This window comes from Acinetobacter baumannii (assembly GCF_009759685.1).
Lineage (GTDB): Bacteria > Pseudomonadota > Gammaproteobacteria > Pseudomonadales > Moraxellaceae > Acinetobacter > Acinetobacter baumannii.
The window spans coordinates 59,686-81,237 of sequence record NZ_CP046654.1 but is presented as its reverse complement, the minus strand read 5'-3'; the positions used below and the strand labels follow the sequence as shown (position 1 = coordinate 81,237).

18 protein-coding genes are annotated in these 21,552 nt (G+C 41.0%); 9 read left to right on the top strand and 9 right to left on the bottom strand.

What is annotated here, in order from left to right; genetic code table 11:
- Positions 1-15 precede the first annotated feature (15 nt).
- Positions 16-1,269, top strand: coding sequence for a serine hydroxymethyltransferase (gene glyA / locus GO593_RS00420; RefSeq protein ID WP_000457893.1), 1,254 nt, complete (start codon positions 16-18; stop codon positions 1,267-1,269).
- Positions 1,270-1,309: 40 nt separating this feature from the next.
- On the opposite strand, the gene adeH is transcribed toward glyA, so the two are convergent.
- Genes adeH through adeF form a run of 3 tightly spaced genes read right to left on the bottom strand, consistent with a single transcriptional unit; the run spans position 1,310 to position 7,177 of the window.
- Positions 1,310-2,758: a multidrug efflux RND transporter outer membrane subunit AdeH gene (gene adeH / locus GO593_RS00415; RefSeq protein ID WP_000633123.1), complete on the bottom strand. Its 1,449-nt coding sequence runs from the start codon at positions 2,756-2,758 to the stop codon at positions 1,310-1,312.
- 12 nt (positions 2,759-2,770) lie between these two features.
- On the bottom strand, positions 2,771-5,950 hold the full coding sequence (gene adeG, locus GO593_RS00410; protein WP_001027059.1) for a multidrug efflux RND transporter permease subunit AdeG: 3,180 nt from the start codon (positions 5,948-5,950) through the stop codon (positions 2,771-2,773).
- Between the two features lie 6 nt (positions 5,951-5,956).
- The gene (gene adeF / locus GO593_RS00405; RefSeq protein ID WP_000010647.1) at positions 5,957-7,177 is read right to left on the bottom strand and encodes a multidrug efflux RND transporter periplasmic adaptor subunit AdeF; all 1,221 of its coding nucleotides are present in this window, start codon (positions 7,175-7,177) and stop codon (positions 5,957-5,959) included.
- Between the two features lie 197 nt (positions 7,178-7,374).
- On the opposite strand from adeF, the gene adeL reads away from it, so the two are divergent.
- The 5 genes from adeL to GO593_RS00380 all read left to right on the top strand — a co-directional run bounded on the left by adeL (position 7,375) and on the right by GO593_RS00380 (position 11,643).
- Entirely contained in the window at positions 7,375-8,406 is a 1,032-nt protein-coding gene (gene adeL, locus GO593_RS00400; protein WP_002000718.1) for a multidrug efflux transcriptional repressor AdeL, read from the top strand.
- A gap of 174 nt (positions 8,407-8,580) precedes the next feature.
- A complete protein-coding gene (locus GO593_RS00395; protein WP_000135838.1) occupies positions 8,581-9,366 on the top strand; it encodes an ABC transporter substrate-binding protein in 786 nt (261 codons plus the stop codon).
- 91 nt (positions 9,367-9,457) lie between these two features.
- Positions 9,458-10,147, top strand: coding sequence for an ABC transporter permease (locus GO593_RS00390; RefSeq protein ID WP_000010368.1), 690 nt, complete (start codon positions 9,458-9,460; stop codon positions 10,145-10,147).
- Positions 10,144-10,857, top strand: coding sequence for an ABC transporter permease (locus GO593_RS00385; RefSeq protein WP_000569995.1), 714 nt, complete (start codon positions 10,144-10,146; stop codon positions 10,855-10,857). Before GO593_RS00390 ends, GO593_RS00385 begins: the two co-directional genes overlap by 4 nt.
- 9 nt (positions 10,858-10,866) lie before the next feature.
- Positions 10,867-11,643 carry an ABC transporter ATP-binding protein gene (locus GO593_RS00380; RefSeq protein WP_000438622.1) on the top strand — a complete coding sequence of 259 codons (777 nt, stop codon included), beginning with the start codon at positions 10,867-10,869 and terminating at the stop codon, positions 11,641-11,643.
- Positions 11,644-11,714: 71 nt separating this feature from the next.
- On the opposite strand, the gene abeS is transcribed toward GO593_RS00380, so the two are convergent.
- The 4 genes from abeS to GO593_RS00360 all read right to left on the bottom strand — a co-directional run bounded on the left by abeS (position 11,715) and on the right by GO593_RS00360 (position 15,440).
- Positions 11,715-12,044, bottom strand: a complete 330-nt coding sequence (gene abeS / locus GO593_RS00375; protein ID WP_000121132.1) for a multidrug efflux SMR transporter AbeS — start codon at positions 12,042-12,044, stop codon at positions 11,715-11,717.
- Between the two features lie 236 nt (positions 12,045-12,280).
- Entirely contained in the window at positions 12,281-12,544 is a 264-nt protein-coding gene (locus GO593_RS00370) for a YfhL family 4Fe-4S dicluster ferredoxin (protein WP_001196303.1), read from the bottom strand.
- Between the two features lie 2 nt (positions 12,545-12,546).
- Positions 12,547-13,917 (bottom strand): prephenate-dependent tRNA uridine(34) hydroxylase TrhP, encoded by a 1,371-nt coding sequence (gene trhP / locus GO593_RS00365; protein ID WP_000845854.1) that lies wholly within the window; start codon positions 13,915-13,917, stop codon positions 12,547-12,549.
- Positions 13,918-13,973: 56 nt separating this feature from the next.
- Positions 13,974-15,440 (bottom strand): aminotransferase-like domain-containing protein, encoded by a 1,467-nt coding sequence (locus GO593_RS00360; RefSeq protein ID WP_094081303.1) that lies wholly within the window; start codon positions 15,438-15,440, stop codon positions 13,974-13,976.
- A gap of 229 nt (positions 15,441-15,669) precedes the next feature.
- Between GO593_RS00360 and GO593_RS00355 the strand changes: the two genes are divergently transcribed.
- Entirely contained in the window at positions 15,670-16,539 is an 870-nt protein-coding gene (locus GO593_RS00355; protein ID WP_000117601.1) for a PhzF family phenazine biosynthesis protein, read from the top strand.
- Positions 16,540-16,593: 54 nt separating this feature from the next.
- Here GO593_RS00355 and GO593_RS00350 read toward each other — a convergent pair whose 3' ends face one another.
- Positions 16,594-17,373, bottom strand: coding sequence for a ferredoxin--NADP reductase (locus tag GO593_RS00350; RefSeq protein ID WP_000718711.1), 780 nt, complete (start codon positions 17,371-17,373; stop codon positions 16,594-16,596).
- A gap of 104 nt (positions 17,374-17,477) precedes the next feature.
- On the opposite strand from GO593_RS00350, the gene tsaA reads away from it, so the two are divergent.
- The gene (gene tsaA / locus GO593_RS00345) at positions 17,478-18,206 is read left to right on the top strand and encodes a tRNA (N6-threonylcarbamoyladenosine(37)-N6)-methyltransferase TrmO (protein WP_001985377.1); all 729 of its coding nucleotides are present in this window, start codon (positions 17,478-17,480) and stop codon (positions 18,204-18,206) included.
- A gap of 9 nt (positions 18,207-18,215) precedes the next feature.
- Here the strand turns inward: tsaA and GO593_RS00340 are convergent, their stop codons facing one another.
- Positions 18,216-19,484 carry an MgtC/SapB family protein gene (locus tag GO593_RS00340; protein WP_001052941.1) on the bottom strand — a complete coding sequence of 423 codons (1,269 nt, stop codon included), beginning with the start codon at positions 19,482-19,484 and terminating at the stop codon, positions 18,216-18,218.
- Positions 19,485-19,771: 287 nt separating this feature from the next.
- Here GO593_RS00340 and GO593_RS00335 point away from each other — a divergent pair, with 287 nt between their 5' ends.
- Complete coding sequence (locus GO593_RS00335) at positions 19,772-21,529, top strand: GspE/PulE family protein (RefSeq protein WP_001020904.1); 1,758 nt, start codon at positions 19,772-19,774, stop codon at positions 21,527-21,529.
- Positions 21,530-21,552 lie beyond the last annotated feature (23 nt).

Genomic DNA, 21,552 nt, shown 5'->3' with positions numbered 1-21,552 from the left:
ATAGGACCCCCGCTAATGTTTGCCAATATTTCCATTTCTGAATTTGATCCAGAATTAGCTCAAGCAATTGCTTCTGAAGATGAGCGTCAAGAAGCACATATCGAGTTAATTGCATCTGAAAACTATTGCTCTCCTGCGGTAATGGAAGCGCAAGGATCAAAACTTACGAACAAATACGCAGAAGGTTATCCTGGCAAACGCTATTATGGCGGTTGCGAATTTGTAGATGTTATTGAGCAAATGGCGATTGACCGTGCTAAAGAACTTTTTGGTGCAGATTACGCAAACGTTCAACCACACGCTGGCTCACAAGCTAACTCTGCTGTTTATCTAGCGCTTCTTAACCCAGGCGATACAGTTTTAGGTATGAGCTTGGCTCACGGTGGTCACTTGACTCACGGTGCAAAAGTTAGCTTCTCTGGTAAAACGTATAACGCTGTTCAGTATGGTCTAAATGCTGAAACTGGTGAGATTGATTACGAAGAAGTTGAACGTTTAGCATTGGAACACAAGCCACGTATGATCGTTGCTGGTTTCTCTGCTTATAGCCGTGTTGTGGATTGGCAACGTTTCCGTGACATCGCGGACAAAGTTGGTGCTTACCTTTTTGTTGATATGGCTCACGTTGCTGGTCTTGTTGCTGCTGGTGTATATCCAAACCCAGTTCAAATTGCTGACGTAACAACAACGACGACTCACAAAACGCTTCGTGGTCCACGTTCTGGTTTAATCCTTGCGAAAGCGAATGAAGAAATCGAGAAAAAACTTCAATCAGCTGTATTCCCTGGTAACCAAGGCGGTCCATTAATGCATGCGATTGCTGCTAAAGCAATCTGCTTCAAAGAAGCAATGTCTGACGACTTTAAAGCTTACCAACAACAAGTTGTGAAAAATGCTCAAGCGATGGCTGAAGTATTCATCGCTCGTGGTTATGATGTTGTTTCTGGCGGTACAGACAACCACTTATTCTTGTTATCTTTAATCAAACAAGACGTAACTGGTAAAGATGCAGACGCTTGGTTAGGTGCTGCTCACATTACTGTGAACAAAAACTCAGTTCCAAATGACCCACGTTCTCCATTTGTGACTTCTGGTATCCGTATCGGTACTCCGGCAGTAACAACTCGTGGTTTTGGTGAAGCTGAAGTTCGTGAACTTGCTGGTTGGATCGCTGACGTGATTGATAGCAAAGGTGACGAAAAAGTTATTGCTGATGTGAAAGCAAAAGTTGAAGCTGTTTGTGCAAAATTCCCTGTATATGCAAAATAATTTGTGTATATAAAAAAAGCGCCGTAAGGCGCTTTTTTTATTAACTACTCCAACCGCCCCCTAAAGCACGGATTAAATTAATGCTTGCAATGATTTGGTTACCTTTCAGCTGAGCTGCTAATTGTTCTTGTTGCAAAATAGTGCGGTCAGAATCAATGACATCAAGATAGCTAATAGCACCTTCTCGATAACGTAAATGAGAAAGTTGATTGGCATGACGAGAAGAGGAGAGTGCTTGGTTTTGAGCCTGAATTTGCTGATCGAGAATTCTTTGATCAGATAAACCATTTTCAACTTCGCGAAATGCATTTAGTACAGTTTGTCTATAGTTGGCGACGCTTTCCTCATAAGCCGCTCTTGCTTGAGCAACGCCTGCTTTACGTTGTCCACCATCAAATAAAGGTAACGACAAAATAGTACCGGCGACAGGTCCTAGTAAAAAAGTCCGACTCGACCATTTGCCCAACTCGCTTAAACTTGAAGATTCATAACCTAAAGCTCCTGTAAGACTGAGTTTTGGGAAAAATGCTGCACGAGCAATTCCAATACGCGCATTATCTGCTGCCATTGCACGCTCTGCAGCCGCAATATCGGGTCGTCTTTCAAGTAAAGTTGACGGCAAACCGGCAGGGAGACGGATACTATTTGCAGTTAAAGGTTGAACTGCCAAGTTAAAGTCTGCTGGTGGTTTTCCTAATAAGACTGCAAGCGCATGTTCTGCACTGGCTCTGTTACGAGCAATATTTAGGGCAGTGGTTTGTGCGGTAGCAAGTTCGGTTTGTGCGCGAGAAACATCTAATTCACTGCCAAGTCCGTTTTTAAAACGAAGCTGCATTAAATCTCGTGTTTCACCTAGCAATTTGATTGTACGGTTATAAATTGCTTGTTCGGTATCAAGTTGACGTATCAGAAAATAACCTTGAGCTACATCCGCTTGTAGAGCTAAAAGTGCTGACTGATATAGAGCCTCTTGTTGCTGTAGATCCGCTGTTGCTGCGTTGACACTACTTGCTACACGACCAAATAAATCGAGCTCATATGAAACATTGGCTTGAGCGCGCCATAAGGTTTGAGCCGAAGTATGTGCATTGTCATCTAAACCGAGTGAAGCCGGAGACGGCTTTTGGCGAGTTGGCCCAAATCCGGCATCAATACTTGGTAAGCGTTCAGCTTGAGCTGCCGAACGTAATGCACGTGAAGCCTGAATATTTGCTGCCACCGCTTTTAGGTTCTGATTGCCTGCGATAGCTTGCTGTTCAAGTTCATTCAGTTGAGCATCATTGTAAATGCGCCACCATTCACCACGAGTTTGCTGATCGGCAGGTTGGGCAATCTTCCAGTTATTATCTTCAAGTTTGGGGTCAGATTCTTTGAATTTGACTGGCACTATAACTTTTGCAGGTTGATATTCTGGGGCCAATGAGCAGCCTGCAAGAAGCAGGCTTCCCATGAGTGAGGACAACAACCAGTTTTGTTTTGATGTAATCACCAAATGTCCTCCTTAATGATCGTGTGGGCTAGCTAATGGCGCTTCATGAACTGCCGCAGAATGCAGTTTATGTTTGCTGTTGAGGCTACGAATCAGAACGTAAAAGGCCGGGGTGAGGAATAAACCAAAGAATGTTACACCGATCATGCCGAAGAATACGGCAACACCCATCGCATGTCGCATTTCAGAACCTGCGCCAGTTGAAGTAACCAGTGGCACTACACCCATAATAAATGCAATAGAGGTCATTAAAATTGGGCGTAAACGTAGACGACTTGCTTCAACGGCTGCTTTAAAGGCAGTCGCGCCTTGCATTTCAAGTTCCCTCGCAAATTCGACAATCAAAATGGCATTTTTACAGGCTAGCCCGACCAGTACCATTAGACCGATTTGGGTAAAGATGTTGTTATCTCCAGCTGTCAACCATACACCTGTCAGAGCCGCTAAGATTCCCATTGGTACAATTAAGATAACTGCTAATGGTAGGGTTAAGCTTTCATATTGAGCAGCTAAAACCAAGAACACGAGTAATACGCTAATTGGGAATACCCAAAGTCCAGCATTACCAGCCAAGATTTTTTGGTAAGTTAAATCTGTCCATTCAAACTTGATACCACGCGGTAGAGTTTGTGCAGCAATACGTTCAACCGCAGCTTCTGCTTGGCTAGATGAATAACCTGGGGCAGGGCCGCCGTTAATATCTGCTGATGTGTAACCGTTATAACGAACGACCATTTCAGGACCATAGGTTTGAGTTACATTCACCAAAGAAGATAATGGCACCATTTGTCCGGCACTATTACGGGTTTTAAGCTGCAAAATATCTTCAGGGTTAGCACGGAAAGGCGCATCGGCTTGTGCACGAACCTGATAAACACGTCCAAAACGGTTAAAGTCGTTAACGTACTGAGAACCTAAATAAATCTGCATAGTGTTGAAAACATCTGTCACAGCAACGCCTTGCTGTTTAGCTTTTACACGGTCCAGATCTACATTCAGTTGAGGTACGTTAATTTGATAACTTGAGAACATTGGGCCAAGTTCAGGGGCTGATTGTGCTGCTTTCATAAAGTTTTGTGCAGCATCATTCAAGGCTGAATAGCCTAAGGCACCTCGGTCTTCAAGTTGCAGTTTAAAGCCGCCCATAGTACCTAAGCCCATCACTGGTGGTGGTGGGAAAACTGCGATATAGGCATCTTGAATAGCTGAATATTTCTGGTTGAGCGCACCTGCAATAGCATTTGCAGATAAGTCTTTAGCCTTACGTTCATCGAATGGCTTTAAGGTCACAAAGACAATACCGGCACTCGAGCTATTGGTGAAACCGTTAATTGATAGGCCGGGAAAGGCAACCGCACTTTCTACACCAGGTTGTTTAAGCGCAGTATCACTCATTTTACGGATGACTGCTTCGGTACGATCTAATGATGCGCCGTTTGGTAGCTGCGCAAAGCTAATTAAATATTGTTTGTCCTGCGCAGGAACGAAACCACCTGGAACAATATAGGAAATACCAACGGTTAAACCTAAGAGTGCTGCATAGACACCCATTGCAGAAGCTTTATGGGAAATGACACGGCTGACGCCTTGACTATAACGGTCTGAAGCACGTGAAAACACACGGTTAAACAGTGCAAAGAAACGTCCGAATACACGATTCATAATACGTGTTAAGGCATCCGGTTTAGCATCATGTCCTTTCAGTAACAGCGCTGCCAAAGCAGGAGATAGGGTAAGCGAGTTAAATGCCGAAATAACCGTTGAAATGGCAATGGTCATGGCAAATTGTTTATAGAATTGCCCTGTTAAGCCTGTCATAAAGGCAAGAGGTACGAATACTGCAACAAGTGTTAAAGCAATGGCAATAATCGGTCCACTGACTTCTCGCATGGCACGGTAAGTCGCCTCTCTTGGGTTTAAGCCTGCTTCAATATTCCTCTCGACATTTTCGACGACCACAATCGCGTCATCGACCACAATACCGATGGCAAGTACCATCCCGAACAGTGATAGCGCATTGATTGAGTAACCAAAAGCGAGCATGAGCGCGAATGTACCAATAATTGAAACCGGTACGGCAAGCAATGGAATGATTGAGGCGCGCCATGTTTGTAAGAATAAAATAACAACCACAACAACCAGTGCAATTGCTTCAAGTAAGGTATGAACGACCGCTTTAATACTGGCCCGTACGAATTGAGTCGGGTCATAAACAATGTCGTATTTAATTGAAGATGGAAAATCTTTTGAAAGCTCCTTCATTGTGCTACGCACTTGATCGGAAACTTGTAAAGCATTCGCACCCGGTGCTTGGAAAATTGGAATCGCGACCGCTTGTTTATTATCAAGCAATGAACGTAAGCCATATTGAGAGGCTGCAAGTTCAACACGAGCAACATCACCCAATCGGGTGACTGCACCGTCGGGAGCAGTTTTTAAAATAATATCTGCAAATTCTTGTTCAGTGGTTAAACGACCTTGAGCATTGACCGAAAGCTGTAAAGGTGAATTACTTGGTGATGCACCGATTGTACCCGCTGCAACCTGAATATTTTGTTCACGGATTGCATTCACAATTTCGGTCGCGGTGAGGTTACGCTGCGCTACTTTTTGCGGGTCGAGCCATACGCGCATCGCGTAGTCACCAGAACCAAATAAACCGACTTCACCTACACCTTGTAAACGTGCCAAACGGTCTTTTACGTTGAGCACCGCATAGTTACGTAAGTAGGTCATGTCATAGCGATTATCTGGTGAGGTCAGATGCACTACCATAGTTAAAGTAGGTGAGCTTTTTAGTGTGGTTACACCTAAGCGCTGTACATCTTCAGGTAAACGGGGCATGGCCTGAGATACACGGTTTTGAACCAATTGTTGGGCTTTGTCTGGGTCGATACCGAGCTTAAAGTTCACCGTAATGGTTAGGTTACCGTCGCTGTTTGCTTGAGATTGCATATACAGCATGTCTTCGACGCCGTTGATTGACTCTTCGAGCGGAGAAGCAACCGTTTCAGCAATCACTTTTGGGTTTGCACCCGGATATTGGGCACGTACCACCACAGATGGTGGAACAACCTCCGGATATTCAGAAATCGGTAACTGAAATACCGAAAGGAGACCGGCGAGTAAAATCAAGACTGATAGCACACCAGCAAAGATCGGCCGATCAATAAAAAATTTAGAAATATTCATATGTGATTAACCTTTTGCCGGAGTTGATGTTTTATCTGTTGGCTGAGGTTGAGGAGGAGTAGCGTTAGCAGTGATTTGTGAATTTGGCATAGGAACGAGATGCGGTGTAACAGGGTCACCCGGACGAATCCGTTGTAAACCATTCACTACAATACGATCACCCGCTTGTAATCCGCTATTTACGATTTGCAAGCCATCTTGTTGGGCACCGAGTTTTACTTCGCGATAAGCAGTTTGATTTTTCGCATCAACTACTACGACAAAACGTTTATCTTGGTCGACACCAACCGCGGTTGGACTAATCAGAATCGCTGGTCGAGGTTGGCCTCCACCTAAACGAATTCGTGCATATAGGCCTGGTAATAAAACACCGTTTGGATTGTCAAAAGTTGCGCGAACACGGATCGTACCTGAGGTTGTATTCAGGTTGTTATCGATTGAGTTGATTGTACCTTCGCGAGTAAAGCCTGTTTCATTGGCAAGTCCCATATAGACAGGTACTTGCGAAGAATTGCGCTGATTACTGATATATTTCAGGTAAGTTTGTTCATCAACATCGAAAGATGCGTATAGGCGTGATACAGACACTAAACTTGTTAAAACCTGTGCGCCGTTACCTGCAGAAACTACATTACCAACGGTGACTTCAGCTCGTGAAATCCGGCCGCTGACTGGTGCAGTAATACGGGTGTATTCCAGATTTAAACGTGCAGATTGGACAGCAGCTCTAGCGGCTTGCAGGTTAGCATTCGCTGAACGTGCATCATTTTCGGCTAAATCCAGTTCTTGGCGAGAAACAGCATTACTCTGAATGAGACGTTGAATACGCGAAAGATTGCTTGCGGTATATGTTACCTGTGCTTCAGCTGAAGCAAGCTGGGCTTTTGCACGGTTCAGTTCTGCTTCAAAAGGACGAGGGTCGATTGTGAAAAGTAAATCACCTTTTTTAACGAGGCTTCCATCTTTGAAATGTACGGCAATAAGTTTTCCTGAAACTTGAGGTCGAATATCAACTTGATCAATTGCTTCTAAACGACCGGAATATTCTTGCCAATCGGTAATGGTTTTGCTTACTACTGAGGCTACATCAACAGTAGCAGCTTGTTGGGCAGCGGTTGGTGCAGCTTTTGCATCGGCATTTTCATGTAACAACATAAAACTGCCACCGGTTGCTAAAATAGCGACAAAGATGGCAGACAGTGCAAACTGTTTGCGGGAAAATGACATGAGGTGCTCCTAGTTATTTGGATACCTGTTTTCAGACTTTTAGTTATGGTCCGTATGGGAGAAACAGGGTTTATGGAATGGACGGAGCATAAAAGTTTGTCAATCACGAATAAATATATTAAATTTGATAACACTATTCGTATTTTTATAACAATTGATGTGTTTGCACTAGAAAATGCATTAATAGGAGTGTGCGTGTGGATCTATTTCATGCCATGAGAGTATTCAACAAAGTTGTTGAAACAAATAGTTTCAGTTTAGCAGCTGATAGTTTGGGTTTACCGCGTGCTTCTGTGACTACAACCATTCAGGCTTTAGAGAAGCATTTACAAGTTCGATTGCTTAATCGGACAACACGAAAAATTAGTCTCACACCGGATGGCGCCGTATATTATGATCGGACAGCCCGTATTTTAGCGGATGTTGCCGATATTGAATCTTCTTTTCATGATGCAGAGCGGGGGCCAAGAGGTCAGCTTCGTATTGATGTGCCTGTATCGATTGGACGTTTAATTTTAATTCCAAGGCTCCGCGATTTTCATGCACGCTATCCTGATATTGATTTAGTGATTGGTCTGAACGACCGACCTGTAGACTTGGTTGGAGAAGCGGTTGATTGTGCAATTCGGGTGGGTGAATTAAAAGATTCAAGCTTAATTGCGCGTCGTATCGGAACTTTCCAGTGTGCAACAGCTGCTTCACCGATTTATTTAGAAAAATATGGCGAACCTACCTCAATTGAAGATTTGCAAAAAAATCATAAAGCGATTCACTTCTTTTCAAGCCGTACCGGACGCAACTTCGATTGGGACTTTGTGGTTGATGATTTAATTAAAAGTGTGTCAGTACGTGGACGTGTTTCGGTAAATGACGGTGATGCTTATATCGACTTGGCTTTGCAAGGTTTTGGTATAATTCAAGGCCCACGTTATATGCTCACCAATCATTTAGAATCAGGTTTGTTAAAAGAGGTATTGCCTCAGTGGACGCCAGCACCGATGCCGATTTCAGCAGTTTATCTTCAAAATCGTCATTTATCGCTTAAAGTAAAAGTGTTTGTAGATTGGGTCGCTGAACTTTTTGCAGGCTGTCCATTACTTGGCGGTACAGCTTTACCTTTCGATCAGAAATGTGAATTTGCCTGTGATAAAGAAACTGGTCATGAATATACAATTCGTACTTTGGTCGAGCAGCATAATATTGCTGAAGCTTATACGCTCAAAACTTAATCTTAAAATTTGATTGATTTTTCAACATTTAATCCGTTAATACAGATCATTGCTTAGACATCTTCATAAATCCTTAACTTATGGTATAGAAATTGCTGTTATTTCAGCAGATGAGTAAGTTCGAAATACTCAAGTTTTTATCACCTTATTTGTGTTCTAAGGAGAAGCTTCAAGATGGCAAGCTTTATGAAAAAAATATTCGTTTCAACAACCTTAGTTCTGGCTGCTGTTGCGACGAATGTCCAAGCAAAGGATTGGAAGGTGATTCGTTTTGGTACTGAGTCGTCTTATGCGCCGTTTGAATATAAAACACCGGATGGCAAGTTAACTGGTTTTGATGTTGATTTGGGTAATGCTATTTGTGCAAAACTCAAAGCTAAATGTGTTTGGGTTGAAAACTCTTTTGACGGGATGATTCCCGCACTTAAAGCGAAAAAATTTGATGGCATTCTTTCATCAATGACTGTTACTGATGAACGTGCAAAACAAATTTTATTTAGTAGCAAAATCTACAACACGCCAACGCGTATGGTTGCAAAAAAAGGTTCGCCGTTATTACCAACACCTACTTCATTAAAAGGTAAACGTGTCGGTGTACAGCAGGGCACAATTCAAGAAACTTACGCTAAAACTTATTGGGCTCCAAAAGGTGTGAGTGTTGTTCCTTATCCAACTCAAGATTTGATTTACCAAGACATGATGTCTGGTCGTTTGGATGCAACTTTACAAGATGCAATCATGGTTGATGGCGCTTTCTTGAAACAACCAAAAGGCAAAAACTTCGCTTTTGCTGGTGGCAATGTGGTTGATGTCAAAACATTGGGTGTAGGTGCGGCTATCGGTTTACGTAAAGAAGATGCAGACTTGAAAGCGAATATTGACAAGGCACTCGCTGCAATCATTGCGGATGGCACATACAAGAAACTCGAGAAAAAATACTTCTCTTTTAGCATTTACTAATGATGTGAAAAATGTCGGCTGAGTGCCGACATTTTTAAATCTATTCTCATCTCATCAATATTAGATATTGTTTTTAAGGAGAAGATGAGTCATGTCTTTTTCTGGCTATGGGCCACTCCTTCTTAGCGGAACATGGATGACCATACAGCTTGCGCTGTTATCACTCTTGCTTTCTGTCATTATTGGCTTAATTGGTGCGAGTTCAAAACTCTCTAATATTAAAGCCTTACGTTATATTGCAACCGCCTATACCACGCTCATCCGTAGTGTGCCTGACTTAGTGATTATGCTGTTGTTATTTTATAGCTTGCAGTTGGGCTTAAACCAAATTACTGAAGCACTGCAAATGGACCAAATTGATATCAACCCATTTGTGGCTGGTGTGATTACCTTAGCGTTCATTTATGGTGCATATTTTACCGAGACCTTTCGTGGTGCATTTCAATCAGTTCCAAGGGGACAAATTGAAGCAGCAATGGCCTATGGGATGACGCCGTGGCAGGTTTTTCACCGTGTATTATTCCCTCAAATGATGCGTTTTGCATTGCCCGGCATTGGTAACAACTGGCAAGTTTTGATTAAGGCGACCGCACTGGTTTCCATTATTGGTCTAACTGATATCGTAAAAATTACGCAAGATGCGGGTAGAAGTACCATGCAACTGTTTTTTTTTAGCATCGTCGCTGCTGCCATTTATTTGGCAATTACCACAGTGTCGAACCTGATCTTAATATGGCTTGAACGTCATTATTCTGCTGGTGTGAGGAAGGGACAATTATGATTGAAATCCTTCAACAATATTGGCAGTCATACCTTTGGACCGATGGCCTACAAATGACCGGTGTGGCGATGACTGCCTGGTTATTAGTGCTTTCTATTGGTATTGGATTTGTGCTTGCTGTGCCTTTGTCACTTGCACGAGTATCAGAAAATATCTGGTTGCGTGGTCCAGTTTGGTTGTTTACCTATGTTTTTCGTGGCACACCACTGTATATCCAACTACTGATTATTTACTCGGGTATTTATAGCTTTGATTATGTCCACGAGCATCAGACACTCGATGCATTCTTTCGAGAGGGCATAAATTGCACCATTTTGGCATTCGCGCTCAATACTGGTGCATATACCACTGAAATCTTCGCTGGAGCAATTCGTTCTATTCCACATGGTGAGATTGAAGCTGCCCAAGCTTTTGGTATGTCAAAATGGAAACTCTACACACGTATTATCATTCCGTCGATGTTACGCCGTGCTTTACCGTTTTACGGAAATGAAGTCATTTTAATGTTGCATGCCACAACCATTGCATTTACAGCAACAGTTCCCGACATTTTAAAAATTGCGCGTGATGTGAATGCGGCAACCTATGACACTTTCAGTGCTTTTGGAATTGCTGCATTGTTATATGCAGTGTTGGCATTTATTTTGATTTGGATATTTCGTAAGTTGGAAAAACGTTGGTTGGCATTTTTAAAGCCATCGAATCATTAGGAGACATAAATGGAACAGGTTGCAAAACTAGTGATTCGCGATTTACATAAGACATTCGGCGATCATGAGGTACTTAAAGGAATATCACTTGATGCAAATGCCGGTGATGTAATTAGTATTATTGGTTCATCTGGTTCAGGTAAAAGTACCTTGCTGCGTTGTATCAACTTTTTAGAACAACCGAGCAATGGCACGATTAAGCTCAATGGTGAAAAATTACGCACGGTCTTTGATAAAAAAGGCAATTTAAAAGTGGTTGAATCAAAGCAACTACAAAAAATGCGTACCCAGCTGATGATGGTATTTCAGCACTTTAATTTATGGTCTCACATGACAGTAATGGAAAATGTCATTGAAGGGCCAATCCATGTACTTGGAGTAAAGCGTTCTGAAGCGGAAGAACGTGCGCGCAAATATCTACGTAAAGTGGGATTACCTGAAAGTGTTGAAAGTAAATATCCGGCATTTTTATCTGGTGGTCAGCAACAACGTGTAGCGATTGCTCGTGCTTTGGCTATGGAACCGGAAGTGATGTTGTTTGATGAACCAACCAGTGCGCTTGACCCAGAGTTGGTAGGTGAAGTACTAAAAGTAATGCAGGGCTTGGCTGAAGAAGGACGTACCATGGTTGTAGTGACACATGAAATGGGTTTCGCGCGTCATGTATCTAATCAGGTGATTTTTTTGCATCAAGGGAAAATTGAGGAACAGGGCCATCCTGATGAAGTACTCAATAACCCGAAAAGTGAACGTTTAAAGCAATTTTTGACAGGCAGTTTAAAATAAGCTGCTGACACCGAGTATGATAAAATTTTTTAAAAGGCTTCTCAGCATACTCGGTTGCTTTTTATTATATTTTATAGATGGGTGTTTTTAGAAAACACATTAATGATCACAATGCCTGCAATCATTAAAACTAAACCAATGCAGGCAGCCAAGTCTAAATGCTGTTTGTAAAATATCCAGCCAATTGCAGAAATTAAAATAATACCTGCGCCTGACCAAATGGCATAGGCAATCCCGATCGGAATTGTTTTGAGCGTAAGAGATAATAAATAAAAAGCAACTGCATAACCCACAACCGTAATAATAGACGGAATTGGAACAGTAAAACCTTGAGATGCTTTTAATGCTGAAGTTGCAATAACTTCACAAGCAATCGCAATTGCTAAATAAAGATAAGACATGGGAAGCTGCGCCAGAAAGGGTTTTAATCAATCTACATGAGATGTTGATATAGTTTGACCTGTTTTAACGATTGTTCAATTTTTTTGGTACAAAAGTACCAGTAAATGGAACTAAACTGATAAATTGATTTTATCACTAGCAATATGCTCTAGACCATTTCTTCATTTATTTAATAGCTGGTCAGCATAGTCATAAAAAGAGGATCAGCGATTTTAACTTGATCCTCTAAATGGTTTTAAGAAGAGAATGAGCCGATTAAATTCAGGCCTTTAAATTTCTCTAATAATTGTTCTTTGTTTTCAATATGTGCAGGGTCTTGTTTAATGCAATCGATTGGACAAACCTCCTTACATGTTGGTGCAGCATAAAAGCCTACGCACTCCGTACAACGAAGCGGATCGATTTCATAAACTTTGCTCCCTTCAAAAATAGCTGTATTGGGGCATTCCGGTAAGCACATATCACAATTGATGCAGTCACTCGTAATTAAAAGTGCCATATTTAACTCGCTGAATAAGCCAATGTAGATGCAGTAATACTTTCTTTTGCATGCGGCAAGTTGCGTATGAGTAGGGCATAACTGATATCAACCTCTTGTGAGAGTGGAATCTCAACAAAATGCCCCGAACCTTTAGCATCTGTAATTGGGTTACCTTTTAAATCGCGCATTTCGGTTAAGTTAAAGGTGATATTGCCTTGAGGCGTCATCAGTTCAAGTGAGTCGCCCACCACAAAACGGTTTTTAACTTCAATCCGAATATAATTACCGTGACGTTCTACAACCTCTCCACAAAATTGTTGGTAGTCGAAATGTGATGATCCATCAGCATAGTTTTGATATTCGCTATGTACATGCCGTCTTAAAAAGCCTTCGGTATAACCGCGATTTGCCAACCCTTCGAGTTGGGTCATTAAGCTTGGGTCAAAAGGTTTACCTGCTAATGCATCATCAATGGCTTTTCGATAAATTTGAGCAGTACGGGCACAGTAAAAATAGGATTTAGTACGGCCTTCAATTTTCAGTGAGGCGATGCCCATTTTTGTTAAACGGTCTACATGTTGTACTGCACGTAAATCTTTGGAGTTCATAAAATAGGTGCCGTGTTCATCTTCTTCGGCAGCAAACATTTCTTCATCATTACGTTGTACGAGTAAAGTTTGAACCGAGGTTGTTTCTGATTGTCCTGATGAGCAGCAAGACTTTTCTGGTGTATTTAGCTGAGTGACTGGAATTACATCGCCGTTTAAATCTTCTTGGGCTTCATGCAGTTTATAGTCCCAACGGCAAGCATTGGTACAAGCACCTTGGTTGGCATCACGTTTGTTCATATAACCAGAAAGTAGGCAACGGCCTGAGTAGGCCATGCATAGTGCGCCATGTACAAAAACTTCGAGTTCAATATCTGGGACGTGTTGCTGGATTTCTTCGATTTCTTCTAATGATAACTCACGAGATAAAATGACACGGCTTAAACCGTAATCTTTCCAAAATTTAACAGTGGCCCAATTAATAGCGTTGGCTTGAACCGACAAATGAATTTGCATATCAGGAAAATGCTCACGCACCATCATAATTAAGCCTGGGTCAGACATAATAAGAGCGTCTGGTTGCATAGCTACAATCGGCTCAAGATCACGAATAAAGTTTTTTAATTTGCTGTTATGGGGCTGAATATTCACCACAACATAAAACTTTTTACCCAAAGCATGCGCTTCATCAATTCCGATTTTTAAATTGTCATGGTCAAAAGCATTATTACGTACACGTAAGCTATAACGTGGTTGTCCTGCATATACGGCATCTGCACCATAGGCAAATGCATAGCGCATGTTTTTAAGTGAACCTGCGGGAGAGAGAAGTTCGGTTTTCATAAAATAAAAGGCATAAAAAATATATGGTTTTATTTTATTAACTCTATATTTTTGATTCAACCTACTGAATTAGTAGGGATTTGATCTATATCTTTTTGTACAGGTAGCATATTTTTTGCTAACTCTCCTAAACGCATCAAAGCATTTAACATTTTAGGATTTAACTCAAAACAAGCTGCAATACGTAAACAATGACTAAAACGTTTATCAGCCGAGCACAAAATTCCTGGCATACATAAGATTTTTTCATCCATGGCCTGATGAAACAGTTCTAGGGTATCAATTGATTCGGGTAGCTCTAACCATAAAATAAATCCCGCTTGTGGACGACTGACTCGAGTACCGACTGGAAAATAACGACAAATATAAGATTTGATGGTGTCAATTTGTTGTTGATAGCGTTTTTTGAGCTGACGTAAATGTAGATCATATCCGCCATTTTCTAAAAAAAGTCCTAACGTTTCTGTGAGTAAAGCTGGCTCGGCAACAGTAGTTGTAAATTTAAGCTGCTGGGCAATATTACGGAAGCGTCCAGCTTCTAGCCAACCAATTCGATAGTCGGGTGCCACAGTTTTTGTGTAGCTGCCACAAACCAAAACCCATCCATTTTGGTCAAATGCCTTAATGTTGGGTAGTAGAGGTTCGATGAGTTGTAATTCGGCATACATCGCATCTTCAATAACAGGAATTTGGAATTGATTAGCGAGCTCTGCTAAACGACGTCGGTTGTTTTCGGGCATGCTAAAACCAAGAGGATTATGTCCTGTTGGAATAGTTAATATGGCTTGTACGCTTTGAGATTTTAAGAGTTCTTCAAGTGCGTCTAGACACATCCCTGTATGCGGCGAAGTCGGTACTTCTACAATTTTTCGTCCTAAATTCTGAAGAAGTGGATATAAGTTATGAAAAGTAGGGATCTCAAGCGCTATGCTGTCACCTGCTTGGGTGGTTGCCATAATCGCGAGACTTAAAGCCTCCATAGTGCCATGAGTCAGCACAATGTCATCTGCGGATAGAAACATGCCAAGCTGTAAACTTCGCCTCGCAATTTGAGTACGTAAACGTATAGAGCCGGGCGGTAAAGTATAGCTTTTAAAAATATCCGGCTGTGTTCGTAAAACCTGAGCAGTTAAACGTTTTAAACGTTCAATCGGGTAGAAGTTTTCACCAGATGGGCAAGCTAGGGCCAAATTGACATAGTCGGGGTCCATCTGCTTTTTAACAATTTGCGCGAGAAAACAGCTAATTCCTGAAAGGGGCACTTTTTCTTCACTGATATAACGCTCCTCAAGATCTGGCAAGTTTGATGGTGCATGGCAAACATAGTAGCCAGACTGGGGGCGAACAGAAATTAAACCTTGGTCTTCAAGCTTCCGATAAGCTTCTTTTACGGTGTTAATACTAACTTGATAATGTTGGGCACAGTCTCGAATTGATGGCAACCGAGAACCGACAGGTTGCCTGCCATTCTGAATTTGAAGAGTAAGGTCATCACTCACTTTTTTATATTTGTACATGTCAATTTATTAAAAAGCAAAAGCAATGGATACACTTTATAGTGATCTCATATTTATCTCAAATATTGTGATTAATTTAGTTTAATGCTTTTAATGGAGGATTTAGTTTTAAGAACTGTGTCTATTATTTTTCATATTAACTGATACTGTGACCATTAAAAATAAAACAGTAAGATCAAAAAATGGTGAGGATTTAAAGCCATATTTTAAATTATAAAATCAGTAGGAGTGGTCTATGTCTGTTGTTGCATTTAAACAAGTTGATGTTTTTACTTCACAAGCATTTAAAGGTAATCCTGTTGCAGTCATTATGGACGCCAGTACTTTAACGTCTGAGCAGATGCAAGCCATTGCGAACTGGACCAATCTTTCTGAAACCACATTTGTATTGCCAGCCACTGATTCACAAGCTGACTATCAGGTTCGAATCTTTACTCCACAAAGTGAGTTGCCGTTTGCAGGACATCCTACCATTGGTACAGCCTATGCTTTGCTTGAGGCAGGCCTAGTTAAAGCGAAAGAAGGTCAGCTGGTACAGCAGTGCGCTGCTGGTTTGGTGACGCTGACCGTGAATGACTCAAATCATATTTCCTTTGAGTTACCTAAACCTAAAATTACACCATTAGATGCACTGCAAACTGAGAAGTTGGCCGAGATTTTAAAATGTAAAATCAATACTCAATGGAATGCCGCATTGGTGGATGTTGGAGCCCGCTGGGTTGTATTGCAAGCTGTTAATGCTAAGGCTGTTTTGGCAAGTCAGCCTGATCTAAATGCTTTAAAGCAATTTAGTTTAGATATGAAAGTAACAGGCTCTACAATTTATGGGTTTTATGAAGAAAGTAATGAGCAAAAGCGCATAGAAGTTCGTTCATTTGCTCCGGCATATGGAGTTTACGAAGATCCTGTTTGTGGTAGCGGTAATGGTAGCGTAGCATCTTTCATTCGTTACCATGGTATTTTGCCTGCGCAAAATGATGTGGTGCTTTCTTCTCAGGGGCAAGCTTTAGGGCGTGAAGGACAGCTTCAACTTGAATTACATCAAGATAAAATTTTAGTGGGTGGAGCTGCTGTTACTTGTATCGACGGTACGATTAAGTTGTAAAAACAGAAATAAAAAACCGAGGACTTTGCCTCGGTTTTTTAATTAGAAAAAGTCTTATTTTTCTACGAACGCACGTTCAATGACATAGTCGCCCATTTCACCCATACGAGGTGATTCAACTAAACCGTGTTGGTCAAGTAACGCAGCAACATCTTTCAAGAATGCAGGGCTACCACAAAGCATTGCGCGGTCAGTTTCACGGTTGAAACGTGGTAAACCAATTTTTTCAAATAAAGCACCAGTTTCAATTGCAGTTGTTACACGGCCTTGAGTATGGAAAGGTTCACGAGTAACGGTAGGGTAGTAAACAAGTTTGTCTTTAATACCTAATTCTTCAAAGAACTCATTGTTTGGTAATTCGTTCAAGATTAGGTCTTGATAAGCTAATTCAGAAATATAACGTGTACCATGAACCACGATTACTTTTTCAAAGCGTTCGTAAGTTTCTGGGTCACGAATAATTGACAAGAATGGAGCAAGACCAGTACCAGAAGATAATAGATACAAGTTTTTACCAGGTAAAAGGTCATCATGAACCAATGTACCTGTTGGTTTTTTAGAAACTAAAATTTCGTCGCCAACTTGTACTTTTTGCAAAATCGAAGTTAAAGGACCGTCTTGTACTTTAATCGAGAAGAATTCTAACTCTTCTTCGTAGTTCGCACTTGCAATCGAATATGCACGCATTAACGGTTTGCCATTCACTTCAAGTCCGATCATCACGAACTGACCATTTTTAAAACGTAAGCTAGCGTCGCGTGTAGTTTTAAAACTGAAAAGGGTGTCATTCCAGTGGTGCACATGAGTAATGCGTTCAACGTTAAAAGCAGCCATTAAAGGTCTCGATCACGATTAAAAGAAAACAGGTTGCTATTCTAATCTAATTTCATTCCCGATAAACTGAATATATTTAATTGTGTTTATAAGAAAAAGTGATGATGAATTCTGTCACCCTCCCAATAGTCGGGCACATGTGCTCACCTTTTCGAGAAAAATTTGGTATTCCACGGCAGCCTAATTTGGTCAATATCGAGTCTTATATCGAAATGGTAGAACCTTATAATGACTTATTGGCTTTTGAGGGAATCGAACAATTTAGTCATCTCTGGCTCATCTGGCAGTTTCATGACAATAAAAATCAGGAGACTGCAACTAAATTTCGGCCTCAAGTTCGCCCACCACGTCTAGGGGGCAATGAAAAAATTGGTGTGTTTGCAACACGTAGTATGTATCGTCCAGCACCTATAGGCTTATCTGTAGTACGTTTAAACAAGGTTGAAAAAGTCGGTAAATCATTAAGAGTTTATGTTACTGGCAGTGATTTATTAAATGGCACGCCAATTTTAGATATTAAGCCTTATATTCAATATTCAGATGCAATTGTTGATGCTCAAAGTGGTTATGCGCAGGCCGAACCAGAACGAAAATCGGTCTTATGGTCTGAAAATGCATTGTCTACCCAGCAGTCTCTTTTTAAAAATAAAGAAATTAATGCACAATATCTTGATGAATTAGAACAAGTATTGTCATTAGATCCTAGACCTGCCTATCAAGAAGACCCTGAACGAGTCTATAAAATGAAATTTTCGAATTTTGATATTCATTTTAAAGTTAATGGCAATGTCATTACAGTTGTTGATATGGTGAAAGACACATCGCTCGTTTAATAAAGCTATTTAGAACCAATGTATGTTCATCCATAGCAAGCCAATAAATATTGTCATATGCAAAATTTGGGCAGGTATGAAAGCAAGGGCATAATGCAGTCCACCAGAAATGGCAGAGTTAATGCTCTTGGCAATTGCATGAACAGCAAAGCCACCCATGAACGCGATTAATAACGACGTCTGAGAGTTATTTGGTTCACCTTGTACAATCACTGCTGCAATAGCGGCATGTATTTCGAACAAAGAGGCAAGTAGTGTCCCTGCGATTAAGCCTGCATTACCTAAATATAGGCTTAGACCATAAACCCCTGCCTGAATGAGCGTAAGTGTCCCAGCAATAATAATCGCTTCTTTTAAGCTGAACATTCTGGTATCGAGTTCAGATGAAGTCGTACCGGGTTCTGCCTTACGTAATAAGATGAAAGCCCATACCGCTAAAAAAGCCAATGCAATGAGCGTTGGAAATATAATGAGTTTGAACCACGCCAAACTTATACCGATGACAATAATTAAGGTTTGTACCAATGTGGAAACACATGACATTAACGCTGCACCTGCATTTGTTTTGGCATTCGCGCGACCAGAGCGTACTTCTAAGCCTAGACTCGCGATGGTGGCGGTACTTGAAACAAAACCCGAAGCTAAAGAAGAAAGTAATAAGGCATTTTTAGAGGATAAAAGCCGCTTTGCAATATGTGCGAGGGCTTGTACAAATAAAATCAACGTCAGTAACTTTAAAATCACATGAGGGTTTAGAACGGGTCCCCAAAAAGGTTTATTGGGAACTAAGGGTAAAGCAATTAGAAGTAGAGCAAGTAAAAAAATCCCGTCGCGCAATTCCGATTCGGTAATCCATTGACTGGCAATGCCGTGCATTGATTGTTTTGCTAATAAAATAATCGTCATGATGACGGCGAGTCCCGCAGCTAACGAAATATTCCAGATACAAAGTGCCCCAATAAAGTAAGTCATAATAAAGGCAAGTTCTGTAGTGACACCGGGGTCATTTGGCTGATTTTTAAGAGATACGATACTGATCGCGCCTATAAGTAGAGCGCCTACAATCCCGATTGCGGGACCAAATAAAAAACAAATTGCTCCAAGTAGGGAACTAATTGCAAAAGAACGAAAACCTGCGAAAGTTTTATATTCGTGTTTTAACTTACTTCGTTCGCGCTCCAGACCTACCAATAAGCCGCAGCCTAATGCAGCCGCAATGGTGGTAATAAACTCTTCAAAAGATACGATTTGTAATGACATTGTCATTGGAAGATTCATAATACTTCCTCTTTGGTTTATTGTTATATGTAGATGTCAGCCATTTAAAAATCATGTATTCCATTTCAGTTTATGCTTTTTCTTGTATTGAGCCTAGTCTCTTTTTTAATCAAACTATCACAATAAGCATCTTTATAAATATGATCTATGACACAAAAAAATACTAAGTTGAGAATTGGATTAATTATTTGAAGTTCAAAGATATTTAAAAGCTAAACTTGGGTTTTTTAGACGGGCTAAATCTAAAACTTCTCTGATATATTATAAAAATATATTGGGGAAAACACATGAATATACATGTAGAAATAGACACACATTGGTGTCTAGAACAACTATTACAAGAAGGCCGTATCACTGAACGAGATAAGTTACTTGTACAAACCACAAATAGGCAAAAAGATCAGTTGAAATGGCATCCATTACAGTGGATTGCGCATTTTAATCTAAAAGACCAACACCATGTACAAGCACATTTAAGTTTAAACCGTCTGTGCCAATGGTTTGCAGATCGGGCGCAATTACCTTTATTTGTGATTGATCCTTTAAAGGCAGATGTGAGTGCTTTAACTCAAGTCATGTCGCAAGAGTTTGCGATCCGTAATCATATTTTAGCTGTAGAAGTCCATGCGGACCGAATTGTGATAGGAACAGACCAGCCTTTTCAAACAGACTGGCTAAATAATTTAGAGAAGAGTTTAGCACCCAAAAAAATTGAACGGGTATTTCTCAACCCCGAGCAATTACAACGTTATTTACGAGAATATTATCAAGTCAGCCGAGCAGTAAACTCAGCTCAAAAAGATGCGGCTCATGACCGTGATAACAAAGGTGTAGAGGCGCTTTTACAACTTGGTGATAGCCAAAACCCTGATGCCAATGATCAGCATATTGTGAAATTGGTCGACTGGATATTGCAATTTGCATTTGAACAGAGCGCCAGTGACATTCACATGGAACCGCGTAAAGACAATGGCAAAGTTCGGTTCCGTATCGATGGTGTTTTACATACCATTTATAATATGCCTTCAAATACTCTGACCGCCGTGATTTCTCGGATTAAAATTTTAGGGCGGCTAAATGTAGCAGAAAAGCGTAAACCGCAAGATGGTCGTTTAAAAACACGTACGCCGAAAGGACAAGAAACCGAGCTACGTTTATCTACCTTACCAACAGCGTTTGGTGAAAAACTGGTTATGCGTATTTTTGATCCAGATGTGTTAGTACGTTCCTTTCAGCAATTGGGTTTTGACCAGTCTTTATTACAACAATGGCAGCGTATTACACAAAATAGTCACGGCATTATTTTAGTTACGGGGCCAACAGGTTCTGGTAAAACTACAACGCTATATTCTTCTTTAAAACAGCTTGCAACCGAGCAGGTTAATGTCTGTACCATTGAAGATCCGATTGAAATGCTAGAGCCTAGTTTTAACCAAATGCAGGTCAATCATGCAATTGAACTGGGCTTTGCAGATGGTGTACGTGCGCTTATGCGACAAGACCCAGACATTATTATGATTGGGGAAATTCGTGACGAAGATACTGCGAATATGGCCATTCAAGCTGCACTCACAGGCCATTTGGTATTATCAACTTTACATACCAATGATGCGCCGTCTAGTTTGACCCGTTTACATGATTTAGGTGTACAACCATTTTTAACAGCCGCGACTATTTTAGGTGTATTAGCGCAGCGCTTAGTGCGTAAGCTTTGCCCGCACTGCAAACAACAAACTCATATTAATGAAGATGAATGGCAGCACCTAACATTTGACTACATTATGGAAATGCCTGAAAAAGTTTATCGGGCAGTAGGTTGTGAAGAGTGCCGGCATACGGGTTATAAAGGTCGAATCGGCATTTATGAGTTTATGCCAGTTAGTCTTGAGCTTAAGCATCTTATTAGCAGTCATGCGACATTAAATGAATTAAGAAGCCAAACTAAAAAAGAAAGTGTAGAGCCTTTAAGAATTGTAGGAGCTCGCAAAGTTATTGAAGGTTTGACCACCTTGGAAGAGGTGCTGCGGGTTGTTCCATTAAATTAAATTTTTCTTAAGATTCACCTCAT

What these genes read in the sequence shown, in the direction of transcription:
- GO593_RS00340 (WP_001052941.1), bottom strand. Translation starts at nt 19,484, where the DNA reads ATGAATCTTCCAATGACAATGTCATTACAAATCGTATCTTTTGAAGAG.
- adeG (WP_001027059.1), bottom strand. Translation starts at nt 5,950, where the DNA reads ATGAATATTTCTAAATTTTTTATTGATCGGCCGATCTTTGCTGGTGTG.
- trhP (WP_000845854.1), bottom strand. Translation starts at nt 13,917, where the DNA reads ATGAAAACCGAACTTCTCTCTCCCGCAGGTTCACTTAAAAACATGCGC.
- abeS (WP_000121132.1), bottom strand. Translation starts at nt 12,044, where the DNA reads ATGTCTTATCTTTATTTAGCAATTGCGATTGCTTGTGAAGTTATTGCA.
- GO593_RS00385 (WP_000569995.1), top strand. Translation starts at nt 10,144, where the DNA reads ATGATTGAAATCCTTCAACAATATTGGCAGTCATACCTTTGGACCGAT.
- glyA (WP_000457893.1), top strand. Translation starts at nt 16, where the DNA reads ATGTTTGCCAATATTTCCATTTCTGAATTTGATCCAGAATTAGCTCAA.
- GO593_RS00350 (WP_000718711.1), bottom strand. Translation starts at nt 17,373, where the DNA reads ATGGCTGCTTTTAACGTTGAACGCATTACTCATGTGCACCACTGGAAT.
- GO593_RS00380 (WP_000438622.1), top strand. Translation starts at nt 10,867, where the DNA reads ATGGAACAGGTTGCAAAACTAGTGATTCGCGATTTACATAAGACATTC.
- GO593_RS00335 (WP_001020904.1), top strand. Translation starts at nt 19,772, where the DNA reads ATGAATATACATGTAGAAATAGACACACATTGGTGTCTAGAACAACTA.
- adeF (WP_000010647.1), bottom strand. Translation starts at nt 7,177, where the DNA reads ATGTCATTTTCCCGCAAACAGTTTGCACTGTCTGCCATCTTTGTCGCT.
- GO593_RS00395 (WP_000135838.1), top strand. Translation starts at nt 8,581, where the DNA reads ATGGCAAGCTTTATGAAAAAAATATTCGTTTCAACAACCTTAGTTCTG.
- GO593_RS00355 (WP_000117601.1), top strand. Translation starts at nt 15,670, where the DNA reads ATGTCTGTTGTTGCATTTAAACAAGTTGATGTTTTTACTTCACAAGCA.
- GO593_RS00390 (WP_000010368.1), top strand. Translation starts at nt 9,458, where the DNA reads ATGTCTTTTTCTGGCTATGGGCCACTCCTTCTTAGCGGAACATGGATG.
- tsaA (WP_001985377.1), top strand. Translation starts at nt 17,478, where the DNA reads ATGAATTCTGTCACCCTCCCAATAGTCGGGCACATGTGCTCACCTTTT.
- GO593_RS00370 (WP_001196303.1), bottom strand. Translation starts at nt 12,544, where the DNA reads ATGGCACTTTTAATTACGAGTGACTGCATCAATTGTGATATGTGCTTA.